The following is an 18,628-nucleotide window of genomic DNA, read 5'->3' as shown; positions in this document are numbered from 1 at the left end:
GCTCAGCGCAGGAACACACCCCACGGCGTCGCTCCGACCGGAACGTCCTTGATGATCGTGTTCGTACCGGTGTCGATAATGGAAACGCTATTAGACTTGCCGTTGGCGACGAACAGGCGCTTTCCGTCTCGTGTCGTCGTCATGTTCCAGGGGCGTTTTCCAACCTTGATCTCTGTTACTTTCTCCAGCGTCGCCACGTCGAAGACGGTGATCGTGTTGTCCAGCCTGTTCGATAGGTAGATGGACTTTCCGTCGGGGTTCACGGCGAGCCCGACGCCACCTTTGCGAAACGGCACCTGCGACAACGGCTCGTGCGTGGTGGCATCCAGAACCGCGAGATAATCGGAATCCTGGCAGGCGACGAATACGCGCTTCCCATCCGCCGAAAAGGCGATGTCCCTGGGATGCACCCCGACCATCACCAGCTTCACCGATTTGCGAGCAGAGGTGTCGATGACATCGACCTCGGTCCCGTTTTCGGCTGTGACGTAGAGCCACTTTCCGTCCGGGCTGAATTGCGCGCGTTCCGGATTCTCGCCCTGGGTTGCCACCTGAAACTTTTCGGTGTTGTCGGCGGTGTCGATGAAGGAAACCGTGTTGGCTTCCTCATTCGCGACGACGATCCACTTTCCGTCGGCCGAGATGGTCACCCCCTCGGGTGAGGAGGAAAGCCGGATGCTCGAGATCCGCTTCCGCTGCTCGAGATCAATGACGACCAGAGAATTGTTAGGCTGATCGCTGACATACATCGTCCGCCCGTCGGGCGTGATGGCAGCGCCACGTGGCTTGTCTCCGGCAACGATGCTGCCCACGACCGAACCGGTCTCGACGTCGATGATCGATACCGTTCCCGCGCCTTCGTCTGTCGAGTACACGGTGGATCCGGCTTGCGCCGGATCCAGAGGAACGGCGAGCAGCACAATCGCGGCCAATGCGAGAACGATCTGTGGTGCTCGCTTTTTCATGCTGCTCACCACTTGTGCGTATAGCGGGCGCTGAAGGTCGCGCCTTGGGCCGCCGCGTGGGTCACGTCGCCTTCCAGGAACTGCTGGGACTGCGGCGTGTAGTACAAGCGATTGAAGATGTTCTCGACGCCGAGCATCAGCGTGTCTTCGCCAATTTTGATCTCGCTCATCCAATCGAACACCACGTACCCGTCGATCTCGCGCTTGAACGAGGCGGTCGAGCCGTTGAAGCGATCCCGGTGCCCGCTGGCGAGCATCTGAATACGGTTCTTCATCCACGGCGTCGTCTGGTGCTCGATGTACGCCGTGCCCTTCGGCGGGCGGATGCGCTGGTTGTTCAAATACAACCAGCCGAACGTATCCGTTTCGAGATCCTGCTTGCCCTCGAGCCACGTGAACGTTCCGCCGAATGTCAGCGTGTCGGTTGCGCGCACATCGGTGGTTACTTCGACGCCCCAGATTTTCTCGGGCGCCCGAACGATGCCCGAGTTGACGTTGAGCGGCGGGTTCGCTCCAAGATCGGACTCGTTGTAGAAAAGCGAGATCGATCCACTGATGCGATCCCAGTTTCCGCGCGCGCCGATCTCGTAGTTGTCAACCAGCTCTGGCTCGATCACGAGACCATCGACATCCGAAAACGGCGTGCTGGTCGGACCGGCGCGGCCTCTGCGCAGAACCTGCCTCACGTCGGGCAACGAAAAGCCTTGCGAGAAGTTGGCGAACACGTTGAGGGACTGGGTGAGGTCGTAGACCGCGCCAGCGTTGAATAGCGTGGCGGAAAAATCGAGCTTGCCGCCGTCGACAACCGTGTTCGAACCCAGAACCGTGAATGTCGGAACGTCGATGAACGTTTCCTCGTGGCGCACGCCGGCGCGAAGCGTGAGCTTCTCGAATGGCCGCCATTCACCCTGGGCGAACGCGGCAATGCTGTCCTGCGCATAAGGATTCAGCCAGCCGTACTCGTTGCCGGTGTAGCGGAACACGCGCCGGCCGCTACTCGTAACTGTAGCGGCATCCATCTCGCGGACATTCTGCTGGATGTCCTCGTGGAGATAGTCGGCACCCCAAAGCACGGACGCCTGGCTAGAGATCGGCGTATCGATCTCGATACGGCCGCCGGCCTTTTCTGACTCAATCCGATCCTGGTAAGTGATGGGACTGAACCCGAAGAAGGGCGTCGAGCGTGCCCAATAGTCCTTGTAGAAGGCTTGAAAATGAAGTGCGCTCCCGAAGACGTCCTGGTGATTGTAGTCGAAGGTGGCTGCTAGATTCCGGACCCCGACCGGGTCGTCGAAGCTCGCGCCGTTCACGACGCGGCCTTTCTCGCCGTTGTACACCTCGTGTTGAGACGGATCACCGATCCAATTCGTATCCTGCAGATTCTGAAACGCATTCAGCGTGAGCTGAGCGGTCTGCAGCTTGTCGATATCGATCGAGGTTTTGCTGAAGAAGTCCCATTGCTCGGTGTCGGAGATGCCGCCATCGCGATGCGGATTGGGTGCGATGCGATCCCCGTCGGCATCGAAGAACGCGCCGGTGTCCACGTAGGACGCCCCGAACACGTATCCGAACGCGCCGGACTTGCCGGTCGTGGTGTGGCTGACGCTCTTGCTGAAGCCGTCCTCTTCCAAGGACGAAAGCGCAAAGTTCGTGCCGACCGTCGTGGTGTTGACGGGCGCGCCGTCGGTGGGCTTCTTGGTGATGATATTGATCAGGCCGCCTGTTGCGCCGTCGCCGAATATCGCCGTGGTGCCGCGAACGACCTCGATGCGTTCGATCAGCGAGGGATCAATCACCCAGAAATTCTTGCCGGGATCGAACGCCGGGTTCTGCTGGACACCGTCCACGAGAATGATCGGCTTGCGCCCGCGCAGCGTCTGTCCGTAGGTGCTCATCGTCTGATTGCCGACAGCGAGACCGGGCACGAGCTTTCCGAGCGCGGAAGCGAGATCGTTGTTGCTGAGGCTGACCTGCTTTTCGATTTCCTCCCGGGTGACCACGGTGACGGAACTCGAGAGCGACGACAGGGATTCCGATTTACGCGTCGCAGAGATCACGAACGGATCGAGCTGCGTTTCTTGCGCAAATGCGGGCGCGATAGAGGACACAGAATAAAGCGCGAGTGCGGCCACCGAACAGCGGACTGCCGCCGCGTTCTTTTGAACGGGCGCCTTGGGCAAAAACACAAACGACATCTTCCCCCCAAACACATCTTTCGATGCGGGTTGTTAGTTTATTGATTGTTGATGAGATCGTGGGCACGAGGCCCTAGCTGGCGCGGTCGCTAGCGCGTGATGCGGCGCGGCCGAGCCACGTCGGTCACGTTGCTTTGATACGCATATAAAACATCCCCCTACTTTGCTCCCATGGACGCGTTTTTATTTTCATTTCGATCCGCAAGTGGCGTCCTCGCCCGCGAATTACGATCAGCTTACTGAGTTGTTTTTCCGACCGTCTTCTTGCTGCCAATCCCCGGGAAAGTTAGTCAGAATGTGTCTCGATTGTGAACGGGATTAGTTCCCAACTTTCAGTGGGACTTTTGGGCGACAACACCCTCCGTACGCGAGTTGATCCGCAAGCGGATCGTGATGCCGGCGCCAGGCACCCACCCTCGAGAGCGGTCTGCGCGGCGTGCGAGCGTGTCACTGAACGATGAAGTTTCCGAACGCCATGGGCCAAAGAAGATCTTCGATCTTGGCGACCGGTTGATACGTCGCCCCATCGAGAACCGTCACGGTATTTTCCCTCGTCGTGGCGACGTAGAGGCGTTTCGTGAGCGCGTCGTAGCTCATGCCGCGCGGGAAATTGCCGACGCTGACGCTGGCCTTTACTGCATGCGTCTCGGTATCGATCACCGTGAGAATGTTTTCCTTTACGCTCGTCACATAGACATCCTTCCCGTCGGCGCTGATGCCGACGCCCTGCGGACCCACCGCGACAGGGATGTTTGCCACGACCTGCTTCTGCTCGATGTCGATGACCGCAAGCTTGTTGTCTTCGAAGATCGGTACATAAAGAGTCCGCCCGTTGGGATGGATCACGATGCCATAAGGCTTTTCGCCGGGCACGGCGATGCTGGATACGACCTCGTCGGTCTCGGTCGAGATGACGGAGATGGACTTGCTGTGATTGTTGGTGACGTACACCCACTTCGAGCTCGGGTGAGCAACAATGCATCGCGGACTTGTTTCCACGGAGATGGATTTCGTGACGGCCTGAGAATTTGTATCAATCACCGACACGGTATTGGCGTCGGCGTTGGCTACGTAAACCTTCTTGCCGTCTGGCAGGACCGACAAACCCGTCGGATTGCGCTCCACATCAACGGTGGCGATCACCTTCCGGAGCTGTGTATCGATGACGGAAACATCATCCGATCCGCTGTTGGTGACATAGGCTCTGTGTCGCGAGGGATCGACCGACACCCCCCAGGTGCTGGTCCCAGTCTTAATGCGTTCGATGATCGTGTTCTGCGCCATGTCGATCACGGCGACCGCGCCACGGCCATATTCCGGAACGAACGCTTGCGACGCGTGCGTGGGCTTAGTGAAAACGATCAGAAGGCTGCAAATTGCTAGGGCCTTTGAGCCGACGGGCTTCATGATGCTAACTCCGAGTTGTCGCGGTGGAGCAAGCTCGGCTGCACGGGAAGAAATTGCAACACAATAACATCGCACGCATTGTCAGCAGCATGTCACGCGCATCCGTAAACTCGCTTGTGCGCATCGACGATGCATTGGCTTGGCCGTTCGGGACGTCAATGACGTGTCGCCGTTCTTGAATACGACATAGTGACTGTCGCTGGAAACAAGGCGTGCCTGGAAAGGCCACAACAGAGGGTCGCATACTGCGCTCCATCTGGAGCGCGCCGTTTGCTTGAGCGAGCTAGGCGTCAGCGCAATCGGATGCTTTTGATCACGGGGCGGTGATGACAATGAGGGAGGCAATCGTGGTCGGGAGTTAATCCCGATCAATTTTTGCATTAATGCCCAACCGCCTTGGGAGGCCGACCTAAGTTCCCGTGTAAATCGGGAATAAGCCCTCATTGCAGAGACAGCTATTCACCGCCTAGAAATTATACAAGTACTGACGAAACAATGGTCTGTCATCTGATCTTAAGTCGGTAACGACCTAGACAAATATAAAAAAGCTATCCCGGGGAGGGAGCATCATGAGTTCTGCAGTGACCAACAGCGCCTTGGCGCTGAACGAGAGCGCATGGGCAAAGCTGTCCGACGTTTCGCTCGTTGACGGCATGCGGTTCGCAGTCGGAGGCGGTGACTTGGCCGTATTCGGCGCGAGGCCTGTTCTAGCTCCCGGCGGCGGAGCGTCGGTCGCGTTCGTGCCGACCACCACCACGGCCTCTACCGAGGCTGCTCCCACCGATCATCTTTTCGAGCAGCAGTGGCACTTCGCTTGGCTCGGCGACATCCAGAAGATCTGGGAGGAGTACACCGGCCTCGGCGTGAAGGTGGGCATTCATGACGACGGTATGGACGCCACCTACATCGATGGCGTTCCCGTGGTTGATCACCCCGACCTCGCGGCCAACTACGACGCCTCGCTTGAAGCGATGCTGTGGGGCTTCATGCACGTCGATCCCTATCCCACGGGGATCGCCTCGACGACCGGCCTTCCTTTCTACGATGGTGCACAGCATGGCACGGCGGTCGCCGGCCTGATCGCGGCTGCCCGCAATGGTGTCGGGACGGTCGGCGTCGCTTACGACGTCACCTTCACGACGGTCGATATCCTGTCCGGTCACAAGATGACGGACATCAATACCTTCTTCGACGGATTTCTCGAGGCGGCCTACCAGACGACCAACTTCGATGTCGTCAACCATAGCTGGGGCGATGGCGCCTACTTCTTCCAGGAGAACCTGGATCCCTATTACTACTGGCAGGGTCAGGCGACCGTCGAAGCATGGATGTCTGCCCTCGACAACGGTCGAGATGGTTTGGGAACGATCCAGGTTAAGGCCGCCGGCAACCAGAATCTCAATGCCAACGGCACGTCGAGCTCCTCGTCACGTGCAACGATCATCGTCGGCGCATTCGACGACGATGGCGACGCCTCCTACTATTCGAACCACGGCTCGAACCTGCTCGTCTCCGCGCCGTCCAGCGGGTTTGCAAACATTCTGGAACAGCGCAATGCAGGCTTGGTCACAACCGACCGATCTGGCGCTTACGCTCAAGACGGTGGTGCTCCCTGGTATTACGGCTACAACGGGTTCACTGATGAAAACGGCAATAATACCGATACCGACTATACGCCCGGATTTGGCGGCACCTCGGGTGCCACACCGATCGTCACCGGCGTTATCGCGCTCATGCTGCAGGCCAACGAAAACCTCGGCTGGCGCGATGTGCAGAATATCTTGGCCTACTCCGCGCACGAGCAGGGTAGCGGCGTCGGCGGCGACAAACTAGAAAACGAAAGCAACCGCTGGTTCTATAACAACGCCGACAACTGGAACGGTGGCGGCCTGCATTTCTCGAACGATTACGGCTTCGGTGGTGTCGACGCCTACAACGCCGTACGCATGGCGGAGGTTTGGTCCCTATTCGGTGGCCCGAAGGCAAGCGCTAACGAGTCGAGCTATAGCCAAACAATGACGGAGGGGGTCGCCCTCGAAGACGGCAAGACGACCGACATAAAGTTCACGTTCGACGGCGGCGAATTCGCAGTCGATTTCGTCAACGTTGAGGTCGTGTTGTCACACGAGCTTACCGACGACCTCGAGATCATTCTAATTTCGCCTGACGGGACAGAAATCCGCCTCATCGACTTCAACCTGCAATGGTACTACGGCTCGAATACGGGCTGGAAAGCCGAGTTTGGCGTGAACGCGTTCCGCGGCGAAGACGGCGCCGGAGAGTGGACGTTGCGGATCGTTGACCACTGGGTCGAAGACGCCGGGACGCTGGACTCCGTCAAGATCACTCTGCACGGCGCCGACGGCGAACAGGCAATCAACGATCTGACTGCGGACGTCTATCACTACACCAACGAGGTCTTCGAATCTCTTGCGCGCGATGGCAGCCGCCTGACGCTCACCGATAGCGACGGCGGCAAAGACTGGATCAATGCCGCGGCGATTGCTTCCAATCTGGTGATCCGCCTTGAAGGCGGCGCGTCCTCGACGGCAGGCGGCGTGGAGTTCGTCAGGATTGCCGCTGGCACCGACATCGAGAATGCCGTCACTGGTGACGGTAACGACGAACTCTACGGCAACAATCTCGACAACCGGCTGCATGGCATGCGCGGCAACGACATGCTGTTCGGCGGCGCTGGTAATGACACCCTGTCCGGCGGCGCCGGCAACGATCGACTGACCGGAGGCGTTGGCGCCGACAACTTCCTATTCGATCGCGCCCTGAATGCTGCGACCAACGTTGATATCATCACCGATTTTTCTCACATCGATGACAGCATTTGGCTCGACGCCTCGATCTTTACGTCGCTCGCAGCCTTGATTGGCTCGTCCCTCGTGTCGACGATGTTCTATCTCGGCAACGAGGCTGCCGACAGCGATGACTATGTTCTCTACGATCTGGCGACGGGATCGCTGTACTACGATGCTGACGGTAGCGGCGCGGATTCGATTGCAATTCTTTTTGCAGTCTTCGAGGCGGAAAACATTCCGCTTGATCTGTCATTCGACGATTTCAGGATCGTCTCGGCCGCACCGGATGCGATGGGGCAGGCCCAGGATCGCCCCGATGGCTTCAACCCCGTCGAGGTTTCGTCTGAAGTGACGGATGGCTTACGCGGCCTGGTCGATGAAGAAATCATCGGGACGAACGAAGCGGACGTCATTTACGCTAAGAGCGCCAACGATCGCATCTTCGGCAAGGGTGGGGACGATGTGCTGTCCGGCGGCGGCGGTGACGACTACATCGATGGTGGTGCGGGCAGCGACGAGATTTACGGCGGCGATGGCAACGACACGCTGATCGGTGGCGGCTCGAACGTAAACACCACTGGCGGTCCGCTCCTCCGCGCGGCAGGCGAGACGATCTATGGCGGCAGGGGCAACGATTTCATCCAGGGCAGCAACCAGCTCAATGACTTCACCCTTTTGACTTCGGGACAGTTCGGCGACGATCAGCTGGTTGGTGAATGGGGCGACGACATCATCTACGGCCTTGACGGCGACGACATCATTCTGGGCGACAACCACAACTACGGCACTGTCGGTGGTAATGACATCCTCTACGGCGGCGCCGGTAGCGACTACATCGAAGGTGGATTCGGCGACGATCGCATCTATGCGGGCACGGGTGTCCACAACGAGGTGTATGGTGGCACCGTCGGCGGCTATATTCCTGCCTTGGGAGTCGACGGCATCGACACGGTAGTTTTCGAAGGCCGATATGAAGATTACCGCATCACCGGCCTAAACGGAGACTTCATACTCGTCGAGCGCACCACCCCCGGCGACGTCGAGAGAACACTCGTCCAATTCAACACCGTCGAGAGATTCGAGTTCACCGACCGGACTCTGGATCAGATGGTGCGGCCGCTCGTGTACGTCCACGACCTCATCAGCGGATCCGGAGGCTTGCCAAATCCGCTTCCTGATGTGGCGTTCACGGCGGACGACTACGAGGTCGCGGCGTTCATCGGCGGTGCGAACGACGTCAACCTGCAGGATGTCGGCGCCGAAAACGGTGGCAAGGACCGATTGCAGTTTGTGACCCTCGACGGGGTTAAAGGTGACACGGTTATTTCGTCCGACGCGGTGACGTCACTTTCCGTTTACAATCACGGCAGCGGCAGCATCACCGTCGATGCCCACCAAGTAGGCGATCGCACGCTACAATTTTTCTTCCTGGGTGTAGATCTGGCGGATGGTCAGCGCATCACCGACGATGCGGCAACCCATGTCATCTTCTACGACCATGGCTTCGCCTATCAGAGCTACATGAATGGTGCGGGTGACGACGATTACAATCTGTCGTTTGCCTCCGCGGAATCGATCAGGTTCAAGCAGAACGACGGAACGCTCGCGCTCAAGTGGTACATTCCGCTGGTCAGCGAGATCGACATGCGTACTGGCGCTTTGAGCATGCTGGAAGTGCTGGAAGGCCAGAACAACAGCGGCAATGGCCCCTACGGCAGCATCTTCATCGAAACGGCGCTCGATGACAGCGCGTTCGCGACCGCCGGCGGTTCTGAGGAGTTCCGCTTCTATGGCGGCGATGGGCGTGAGTTCGTTCAACTCGGCAATATCGGCACCGGCGCAACATCGGAGAAAAACACGGGCCAAGGCCTCAAGGGTCAGATCGACATGGGTGGTGGCAGCGACGAGGTGTGGCTGCTTGGTGCGGGCGCCATCGACGGCGGCACCATCGACGGCGGCGACAACCCTGTCGGATCGTCGGACGTCATCCGCATGTCGTTCACGACCGCTGCGGCCATCGCCGACATAAGCGGCTCGATTTCCAACTTCGAATCCGTCCAGTTCGACGTCGACGCTGGCTCGCACACCGTCAACGCCGACAAGTTCGACGATCTTCTCGACATTCGTGTCATGGGAACGAGCGGAACTGCGGGCAACAATACCGTTGAACTTGCCGAAGGCTCTCTCGTCACCTTCAAGGCGATGAGCACGGCGACGAACTTCGGCACCGTCAATCTCGTTGGAGGCAGCAGCGCGCTCAATATCCTCTTCGCCGACAAGTTCACGCAAACCGAAGACTATGTCGGCCTCCCGGCAGGACGTCCGGACTATGACATCAACGGGATCGTGCACATTGCCGACGCCACGGCCGTCAATATCACAACTATGGCGCGCACCGATTACACGCCCAATCTACGAGCGCTTCTGCCTTTCTATCCCGACTTTACGTTGCCGAGAGAGAACTCGTTCGAGTTTGCGCTCGTGCTCGATAACGCGACGACGGTAACGCTCACAGGCAACGTCGGCTGGGACTTTACAATCGCAGGAACCGATATCAGCCACGTGACGACAATCGACGCGAGCGGCGTCACGGGGACTGGCATCGCTGGCGGCGTCATTGTCCACGCGATGACCGACACGGCCGTCAGCTTCACTGGCGGCGCGGGCTACGACACGTTCAAGGGTGGTGCGGGCAGCGATACGTTCGTCGGTGGAAATGGCTTCGACACGGTCATTTTCAACGGCAACTTCGACGATTACGTGCTCACCGTGGTCGACGGAAACCTGGTTGTTTCCGGTCTCGACAGTGGCAACGACACACTCATCGGCATCGAACGTATCGTTTTCAACGATATCGCGGTTGCGGCCAGCCTCGATGGCCAGGGTGCGCCTTACGACATAATCCTTTCCGATGTCGTCGCGCTTCCGGAGTATGCCGAGACCGGTACTGTTGTCGCCACGTTGTCTGCGGCGGACCCGAACACAGGCGAGACATTCGCTTACAGCCTGGTCAACGACTTCCAGGGCGCATTCCGGATCGAGGGCAATCAGATCGTCGTCGCCAATGGCCTGAAGCTCGAGTTCGAGGCGCGTAATTATGCGGACTTCACGGTCCAGGTTACGGACTCGACGGGACGCACCTTCGAAAAGCAGTTCAGGGTGGAAGTCACGGATGTCGAACCCGAGCACTATATCGGTACGGATGCCTATGACGAGTGGTTCGGCGGCTACACCGACGACTACTTCGAGGGCCACGGCGGCGACGATTATACCTTTGCCGAATCCGGAAATGACATTCTCAACGGCGGCGCCGGAAACGATCTTCTTCAGGGCGGCTATGGCACTGATACGGCGATCTACTCGGGCAACCGCGCCGACTACACCTTCGAGCAGCCGTATCCGCAATATCCCGACTACGTCATTATAACAGACAATCGCGATGGCTCGCCGGACGGCACCGACCAGCTCTCCTCGATCGAGTTCCTGCAGTTTGCGGACGGTACGTTTGCGCTAGCCGATCTGCTCGGCAACGCCGCGCCGACCGACATCCTTCCCGACGAAGCCTCGGTCGCGGAGAACTCGGCGGACGGGACGGTTGTGGCGGAGCTGTCGGCGGTCGATCCGGACAGCGGCGACACCCACACCTTCGAGCTCGTCAACAACGCCGGCGGCCGCTTCGCCATCGTCGACGGCAAGCTCGTCGTCGCCGATAGCACCGGCCTCGACTACGAGGCGGCGACCTCGCACGAGGTCGTGGTGCGCGTCACCGACAGCGCCGGCAACAGCATCGAGCAGACGATTGTCGTCAACGTGACCGACGTCAACGACACTATCCCGCCGACCGTGACGCTGACCAACCGTGTCGCCTCGCTCGCCGAGACGACCCCTACGCTCGAGCGCGTCAAGGTCGCCGACATCGTCATCACCAACGGCTCGACGTCGACCGGCACGCTGTCGCTGGTCGGCCGCGACCGGGCGCTGTTTGAGATCGTCGGACTCGCGCTGTTCCTCAAGGCCGGCGCGGCGCTCGATGCAAAGACGCTGAAGGAGCTGCAGGTCGCGGTCGCCTTCGACGAACCGGCCTACCCCGGCTCGCCCGATGCCACCACCGACACCTACAAGCTCGCGATCAACGACGTGCGCAACGTTGCGATGGTGCACGGAACGGCTGCGAGCGAGACGGTCACCGGCACCAAGAGTAACGATTACATCGACGGGCACGGCGGTGACGACGTGATGCGCGGCGGCAAGGGCAACGACACCTACGTCGTCGACAGCGCCGGCGACCAGGTTGTCGAGAGCCGCAGCCAGGGCACGGACACGGTGCACGCATCGGTCAGCCACACGCTGTCGGCGAACGTGGAGAACCTGACGCTGTTCGGCACCGGCGACCTCGACGGCACCGGCAATGCGTCCAACAACGTGATCATCGGCAACGCCGGCAACAACACGCTGAGCGGTGAAGCGGGCGATGACACGCTCTACGGCGGCGCCGGCAACGACAGACTGTTCGGCGGCAGCGGCAAGGACAAGCTGTACGGCGACGACGGTGACGACTGGCTGGATGGCGGCAGCGGCAACGATATGCTGTCCGGCCGCGTGGGCAACGACACGCTCTACGGCGGTGCCGGCAACGACAAGCTATACGGCGGTGACGGCAACGACAGCCTCTTCGGCGGGGCCGACAACGATACGCTCTCCGGCGGGGTCGGCACCGACATCCTGGAAGGTGGCTTGGGACGCGATTACTTCGTGTTTGCCGACATCGCGGACACGGTTGTCGGGGCGGGTCGCGATACGATCCTCGACTTCCAGAACCGCTACGATCGCATCGATCTGAGCGGGATCGACGCCAACACATTGAAGAAAGGCAATCAGGCCTTCTCGTGGCTCGGCACGGCCGAGTTCACGAACAAGGCCGGACAGTTGCACTACACGGCGTCTGATGACGGTGCGCTCGTCAGCGGCGACGTCAATGGCGACGGCGTTGCGGACTTCGAGATCCTGGTCAAGGTCGCAACGTTGTCGTCCCACGATTTCGTTCTCTGACGCGACAACACGCTAGCCGGCCGCACCCCCGCGGCCGGCCTTTCACGGTTAAGCAGAGAGCTCATGCTTTTTTAGGGGAGAATGCAGACAAACGAAGAGACGGCATTTGAGACGCCGAAGACCAACGGTGCTATGGCGCCGGCTTCGTTCGCGAGCACACAAGGCGCATTCAACGGCCGCGGCGCGAACCTCCCGCCGCGATTCCCACGCGTGGGGTCCGAACCTCACGTGCCTGTGCGAGGCCAGCCGGCGTTGCAATAAAGGGAAGAAAAAAAATAAAAGGCGCCAACTCATTGAATTTATTGGTGGGCCCGCCAGGACTCGAACCTGGAACCAGGAGTTTTCCTCATCGAGACGCATGACACAGCATGAGAGGCATGCTGCGATGATAAACACCTAATCAACAGAAAATACGTTCAAAAATCTGTCGCCGCCTTTTACCATGACGTATCACTTACCCCATCGTATCTCGCAAAAAGGGACCGCCGAAGGGACCGCCGAGATTTGGAGGAGCATGGCAAGGTTTGAAATTGCGCCAATAGATACCGCGCTGAAGGCGGCCAAACATCTAGGTCAGGGGCGCGAACCGAGTACCGGATTGTGGGCAATCGCGGCTTGGTCTTCGTCGTTCAGCGCTCCGGTCTGCGCTCTTGGCGATACTATTACTCGCTCGGTAGCGGTGCTCTGCGGCGAAAGCGAAAGGTCGGCCTCGGTAAGTACCCGGCTGTCAGCCTTGCCAAAGCTCGCGCCAAGGCGTCTGCGCTTGACGCGCGTGTCGAGAATGAGGGCGACATTGTTGCCGTCGATCAAGCGAGCAGGGTGTCGGTAGAGCGCCTTGCCCTAACCTTCACAGACTTCTTCGATGAATACGTTTTCCTGCGCCAGGGTCTTGCCAGGATCGACGAGGTCGAGCGCGAAATCCGCAAGGACGTAATTCCGGCGCTGGGCAATAAGCGGCCGTCTGAGATCACCGCTGCAGACATTGACCAAGTGGGAACAGCGATCAAGGCGCGGCAAGTGGGAGGGAAACCTAAAACCCAAGTTCGTGGCCGCGCGAAGAGTAGGGCGATTATCTCAGCGAAAGTACGCAATGCCAACTCAAGCGCCTATCGCATGGTTATGCACGTCAAGGCCATGTACAACTTCGCCCTCCTCGATAGGCCGGCATTGGCCGAAAAGTATGGTGTGGAGAAAAACCCAGCAGCAACGCTGGGGCGACGTCGGCGCGGCTCTGTTACCGGCGCCACCGACGGATATGCAAAGCCTAAGCCGAGAGCGAGGGCTTTGCGAGACGATGAAATCAGTGCCTGGGCTGCTGCCCTCGATGGAAGTGCCGTGCGGGCAGACACCAAGCTTGCTTTGAAGCTGATCCTCCTAACGGCCCAACGCCCCGGTGAGGTGCGTCGTGCAGAGCGCTCTGAGTTTCGCCTCAAGTTCGCGCAGCCGCTCTGGGTCATTCCATCGAAGCATTCAAAGAACGGCAAAGAGCACCTAGTCCCGCTCTCTCCGCTCGCTGTGTCGCTGATTAAAGAAGCGATCAAGCTCTCGGATTCCGACCGACTGTTGTTTCCCGATCCGAAAGATATCGATGTGCCCCTCCGCAACGTCGTGCTGCCGACTGCTGCGCGCTCAGAAGGTCATGAACGACCATAAGCTTATCAGGCACAACGGCCGCGTTTGGACGCCTTCCGACGCACTGGCAGAGCACCAGGCAAGCAGGCATTGGCTTACGCATCAGCTGGACGAGAACAGCGCTGGGAGCGCTATAGTCGTGACGCATCATGCGCCCAGCATGAAGAGCATTGATGACCGTTACAAAGACGATCTACTGACGGCCAGCTTCGCCTCTGACTGCGAGCAGCTTACTCAGCAAGCCACTCTCTGGGTTCATGGGCACACGCACACCGGCTGCGACTATCGCCTTGGCGGTTGCCGCGTGATGAACAACCCGCGCGGTTACGTAAGTCACGGCGAGGGTGAAGGGTTCAATCCAGCGCTCGTCGCTAAGGTTGACCTCTGACGTCTCTCTATGGGGTTGCGGAGAAGGCACTCGGAAGCCAACATAATCTGCCCGAAGCTATTGGCCATTTTGCGACGGGAATGCTGCCTGCTCTCACGTGACCGCTCGGTCCCAATAGCTGACATCAGTCACAGCGAGCTTGGCTCAGGCAGTTCAGCCATTGGCAATGTCCGATAGGTGTCGAATAGACGACATCGGAGGCACCGCGCCGCCGCTAGCCAAGCGCCAAACTTACGAATCGGACCTCTGCCATCCCGCTTTTATGGACTTGGAGATTTCGTCAACGAAGAGCCGCGTTTTCGCTGGCACCAAACGCCCAGGCGGCAAAACAGCAAAGACCCCGCCTTCACCTTTGCCGCCCCAGCCAGGCAAAACCTCGACCAGCTTGCCTTCCCGCATTGCCGGCCCCGCGAGCCAGTCTGCTGTGAAGGTAATCCCAACGCCTGCTATCGTTGCAGACAGAGCGACCTCCGAATTGTCTGCGATGATTGGGCCATGGGGCCGTATGGTCTTGCGCTTGCCCGCTTTCGCAAGCGGCCAGTCGGGCCAGCCCGTGTAGCCTGAGAAGCCGATACAATCGTGGTTCTTGAGATCTTCCGGCGTGCGCGGCCTGCCGCGCGCCGCGATGTAGCTGGGCGCCGCGACGAGAAGATTTCTAAAGGTGGAAATTTTCCGCGCCTTTAACGAGCTGTCGCGCAACCTGCCTACGCGGATCGCGATGTCGAACCCTTCCGCCACGACGTCAACGAAGCGATCGGAAAAGCGCGCGTCGATGCGAATTTGCGGATACCGACTGACGAACTGCGGCAGAAGCGGCGCGATCCACTGGCGTCCAAACGTCACTGGAACCGAGACGCGGAGCAAGCCTTGCGGACTCGAAGCGACGTCGCTCGCCTCTCTGCTGGCGTTGGAAAGTTCTTCGAGGATGCCCTGGACCCGGCCGTAGTAGTGTGAGCCGACTTCCGTCAGCGCTACACGCCTTGTGGTGCGCGAAAGCAGACTTACGCCCAGCTGCTGTTCGAGCTGGGTTACGCGGCGGGAAACAATTGACGCGTCCCGCCCGAGCTTGTTTGCCGCGGAGGTAAAGCTTCCGGTATCGGCAACGGCAACGAATGCCGCCAACAACTCCAATCCGCCGCGCTCGAGCAATTCCTGCATTTTTTGCACGAATATAATGCATATGACCCAGATTATCCGAGCCACGATCCTGGTTATCTCATGCGCATCCAAACGTCGAGGAGTAAAGCGACATGAAAACATTTCTCAGCATCGGTTCAGGTCCTGGCATGGGGCTCGCAACGGCGAAGCGGTTCGCCAAAGAGGGCTTCCACGTCATCCTCAGCGCTCGCAACGAGGCCAAGACAAAAGCGCTAGCTGATCAGCTCAAATCCCAAGGTTACAAAGTAAGCGTCCGCACGGTTGATACAGCCGATCCGGCTAGCGTCGCAGCGCTGGTAACCAACGTCGAGCGTGAATTCGGCACCATTGATGTTCTGCATTACAACGCAGCATCGATGCGCAAAGCGACGCTCGACGAACAGGCGCTGGATTCGTTCAATTCCGACCTGGCGGTGAATATTGGTGGCGCGCAGGCGGCAGCTAAGTCCGGCGCGCCAAAGATGATCGAGCGGGGCGCAGGCACCATCCTTCTCACCGGTGGGGGCTTTGGTCTCTATCCACACCCCGACTACCTGTCGCTTAGCATAGGGAAGGCGGGCATCCGTGCGCTCGCGCAAGGGCTGTTTGAAAGTTTCAAACAGAAGGGTGTTCACATCGCGACGGTCACGGTGGCGGGCTTTGTCGACCCCGGCTCACAACATGCCGACGCGGTGGCAGAACAGTTCTGGCAGCTTCACAGCCAGCGGAAGGAGGCGTGGACAGTGGAAGCAACCTACACGCCATAGCCAGAGCAGCCGGGCAGAGTAGGCACTCTGTCCGGCGTCAGCCTATTATAACTGACATGACCGGTGGTGGCGTCGTCCCATTAGCCGACATCCTCTGAATCCGAAATTGGGCCTAAATCCATCAGCGAAACAAGTCCGCTCACGGCTGGCAAACGGACATCAAGGCGAGCAGGCAAACCCTCACCTTTTAACCCCTAGTGGACATAAACAAGAGAGTAGTTATCGCCCGGCAATGTCTAGGCCGAGTAGCCAACGGTTCATTGTGATGAACGCGCTATCCTTGCCGTGGCTGAGGTGTGCAGTTTTTCCCTCGCGCGAAGCTTCACGCAGATCGGTCGGAGACATGCTGTATGTCTCACGAAACGCACGACTGAACGCCGAATCGTTGCCGAAACCGTAGCGGGCGGCAATATTCCCTATGCGGTCGCTGGCGTTCACTGGGTCTGTGAGCCTCTGATACGCACCCATCAGCCGCCGTTGTTGGATATAGCGGCGCACGCCGCCGAGCTGCTCAAACAACCGGTAGAGCGTGGCGCGCGACATACCCAGCTGCCTGCAGAGAAACTCCGGGCCTAATTCCGGATTGGCCAGATTGGCGTCGACGAGCCGGCGCAGCGCGGGGAGCGAGGAGAACGACGTGTTCTGCACAACACCGCTGTGTCCATTGACGCCCGCGCCAGCGACCGCGCCAATGAGAGCCGCGCTGGCGCGGGCAACGGTGCGAATGTCCTGCGCGGCGAGAGCCGGTGCCTCCGCGAGCAACGTCTTCAGGTGGGCCATGACTATTGCATTGAGCGGGCTCAAGTTTGGCAGGATAAGCCCGTGCAATGCATCGATGTTGGGAACGAAGGGAGCAAGCAGAGCACGCGGCATTAGCAGAGAAAGGCTCTGAAAATCCGGAACTCGGATTTTGAAGCGGCGAGTCAAGTCGAAAAACAGAATGTCGCCGGATTTAAGAACCGTCTCTCGACCGTCGATTTCGAGGCTTCCGTCCACGAGGTAGACAAGTAGAGAAATGGCGTCGAGCCCAGTGCGCGCGATCGTCTGCCGGCTCCGCTCGAATGTTGCCGCAGAGGAAGATCCGAAAGATATGGCGACGTCGGCAAATTGCCAGCTCGTCATGCTCATCGCAAATGAAGCGCGCGCTTCGGTGTCGAGAAGCTCCATGTCTACCAGAGAGGATAGGCCAAAGCGCCATAAGTCGAATTGGTGGGCGTTTCCTGGGGAGACCGAAACATCCAGGCGGAATTGCGCCGATGTCGTGCCTCGCTGTTCTGGCTCTAAATCCACGGCTCCCCCTCGTTAGCATGGGTTTTAGCGTGCCCCGGAAGCCATGGCCTTTGCAAGGTGTCTCATTCTTTCGACGTGGCGTCTCATTTACCCTGTTCGTTCTTGGCGTCGCGCAGAGCGGCTTTAGGTTTGCCCCAGGGGAATGTGCCTGCCGTGGAGTCATACGGCGAGGAACCGAGGGGACAGGCAAATGGTATTGGTCGACGGTTGCCGGCAACGCGGTGGGCGTCCGCTGTGCAAGTCTGCGCAGTTAGTAGTCACCGTCTTCCTCGCGGCGCTGGCCGTGGCGATGATCGCCGTAAGTCCGGCGACGGCTGTCACTTTCAACGTCACCTCGACCTCCGACGACGGGACGCCCGGAACGCTACGCTGGGCCATCAATCAGGCCAACGCCGCGGGCGCGGGCACGCATACCATCGCCATCCAGGCCGGGCTGAGCAGCGTCGCCCTGTCGGGCGATCTGCCGGCACTGAACAATGCCGGTGCCAACATCACCATCAGCGGCAACGGCAATACGCTCTCCGGCGAAGGCGATTATCGCGGCCTGTTTGTCTACTCGGGCCAGGTGCGGATTGAGGATCTGACCATCCAGAACGCTGCCGCAAAGGGCGGCGACGTTGCGCAGGCCGCTGGCGGGGGCGGAGCAGGGCTCGGCGGCGCCCTGTTCGTCAATTCCGGCGCGACTGTGACCGTCAGCAATGTCAACCTGGCTGATAACAGCGCTGTCGGCGGCAACGCGGGTCAGTTCGGCTATGGTGGCTCCGGCGGCGGCATGGGCGGCAACGGCGGCTTCAACAACGGCGGCGGCGGCGGCCTGGGTAGCGGAGCTAACGGCGGCACCGGAAGCGGAAACAATGGTGCGCCTGGGATTGTCGCCGACGGAGCACCCGGCGGCGATAGTGCGGGCGGCGGTACGGGCGGCCTGAGCGGAGGCGGCGGTGGCAGCGCGACCGGCGGCTTGGGTGCCGGAGGCGGCGGCGTCGGCGGT

Annotated in this window: 9 protein-coding genes, 1 tRNA gene and 1 pseudogene; 5 read left to right on the top strand and 6 right to left on the bottom strand. The window is 59.7% G+C overall.

Annotation, left to right across the window (positions count from 1 at the left end):
- Window positions 1-2: 2 nt before the first annotated feature.
- From RCO24_RS00055 to RCO24_RS00045, 3 genes are all read right to left on the bottom strand, one after another.
- On the bottom strand, window positions 3-965 hold the full coding sequence (locus RCO24_RS00055; protein ID WP_308959304.1) for a beta-propeller fold lactonase family protein: 963 nt from the start codon (window positions 963-965) through the stop codon (window positions 3-5).
- Window positions 966-970: 5 nt separating this feature from the next.
- Window positions 971-3,160 (bottom strand): TonB-dependent receptor, encoded by a 2,190-nt coding sequence (locus RCO24_RS00050; protein ID WP_308959303.1) that lies wholly within the window; start codon window positions 3,158-3,160, stop codon window positions 971-973.
- 447 nt (window positions 3,161-3,607) lie between these two features.
- Window positions 3,608-4,567 carry a beta-propeller fold lactonase family protein gene (locus tag RCO24_RS00045; protein WP_308959302.1) on the bottom strand — a complete coding sequence of 320 codons (960 nt, stop codon included), beginning with the start codon at window positions 4,565-4,567 and terminating at the stop codon, window positions 3,608-3,610.
- Between the two features lie 569 nt (window positions 4,568-5,136).
- Here RCO24_RS00045 and RCO24_RS00040 point away from each other — a divergent pair.
- Entirely contained in the window at window positions 5,137-12,426 is a 7,290-nt protein-coding gene (locus RCO24_RS00040) for a S8 family serine peptidase (protein ID WP_308959301.1), read from the top strand.
- A gap of 303 nt (window positions 12,427-12,729) precedes the next feature.
- On the opposite strand, the gene RCO24_RS00035 is transcribed toward RCO24_RS00040, so the two are convergent.
- A tRNA-Ser gene (locus RCO24_RS00035) sits at window positions 12,730-12,887 on the bottom strand.
- A gap of 139 nt (window positions 12,888-13,026) precedes the next feature.
- Between RCO24_RS00035 and RCO24_RS00030 the strand changes: the two genes are divergently transcribed.
- Window positions 13,027-14,079, top strand: coding sequence for an integrase arm-type DNA-binding domain-containing protein (locus tag RCO24_RS00030; RefSeq protein WP_308959300.1), 1,053 nt, complete (start codon window positions 13,027-13,029; stop codon window positions 14,077-14,079).
- Window positions 14,080-14,218: 139 nt separating this feature from the next.
- Window positions 14,219-14,446, top strand: a complete 228-nt coding sequence (locus RCO24_RS00025) for a hypothetical protein (protein ID WP_308959299.1) — start codon at window positions 14,219-14,221, stop codon at window positions 14,444-14,446.
- Between the two features lie 231 nt (window positions 14,447-14,677).
- Here the strand turns inward: RCO24_RS00025 and RCO24_RS00020 are convergent, their stop codons facing one another.
- Window positions 14,678-15,706, bottom strand: coding sequence for a LysR substrate-binding domain-containing protein (locus RCO24_RS00020; RefSeq protein WP_308959298.1), 1,029 nt, complete (start codon window positions 15,704-15,706; stop codon window positions 14,678-14,680).
- Between RCO24_RS00020 and RCO24_RS00015 the strand changes: the two genes are divergently transcribed.
- Entirely contained in the window at window positions 15,697-16,350 is a 654-nt protein-coding gene (locus RCO24_RS00015; protein WP_308959297.1) for an SDR family NAD(P)-dependent oxidoreductase, read from the top strand. The genes RCO24_RS00020 and RCO24_RS00015 overlap by 10 nt on opposite strands.
- A 219-nt stretch (window positions 16,351-16,569) precedes the next feature.
- Here RCO24_RS00015 and RCO24_RS00010 read toward each other — a convergent pair whose 3' ends face one another.
- Window positions 16,570-17,640, bottom strand: coding sequence for a helix-turn-helix domain-containing protein (locus RCO24_RS00010; protein WP_308959296.1), 1,071 nt, complete (start codon window positions 17,638-17,640; stop codon window positions 16,570-16,572).
- 190 nt (window positions 17,641-17,830) lie between these two features.
- Here RCO24_RS00010 and RCO24_RS00005 point away from each other — a divergent pair.
- Window positions 17,831-18,628: pseudogene (locus RCO24_RS00005) on the top strand (hypothetical protein); the annotation flags it as partial.

Source organism: Hyphomicrobium sp. LHD-15 (assembly GCF_031157355.1).
Lineage (GTDB): Bacteria > Pseudomonadota > Alphaproteobacteria > Rhizobiales > Hyphomicrobiaceae > Hyphomicrobium_C.
The sequence above is the reverse complement of the archived record's forward strand: the minus strand, read 5'-3'. Positions and strand labels throughout refer to the sequence as shown.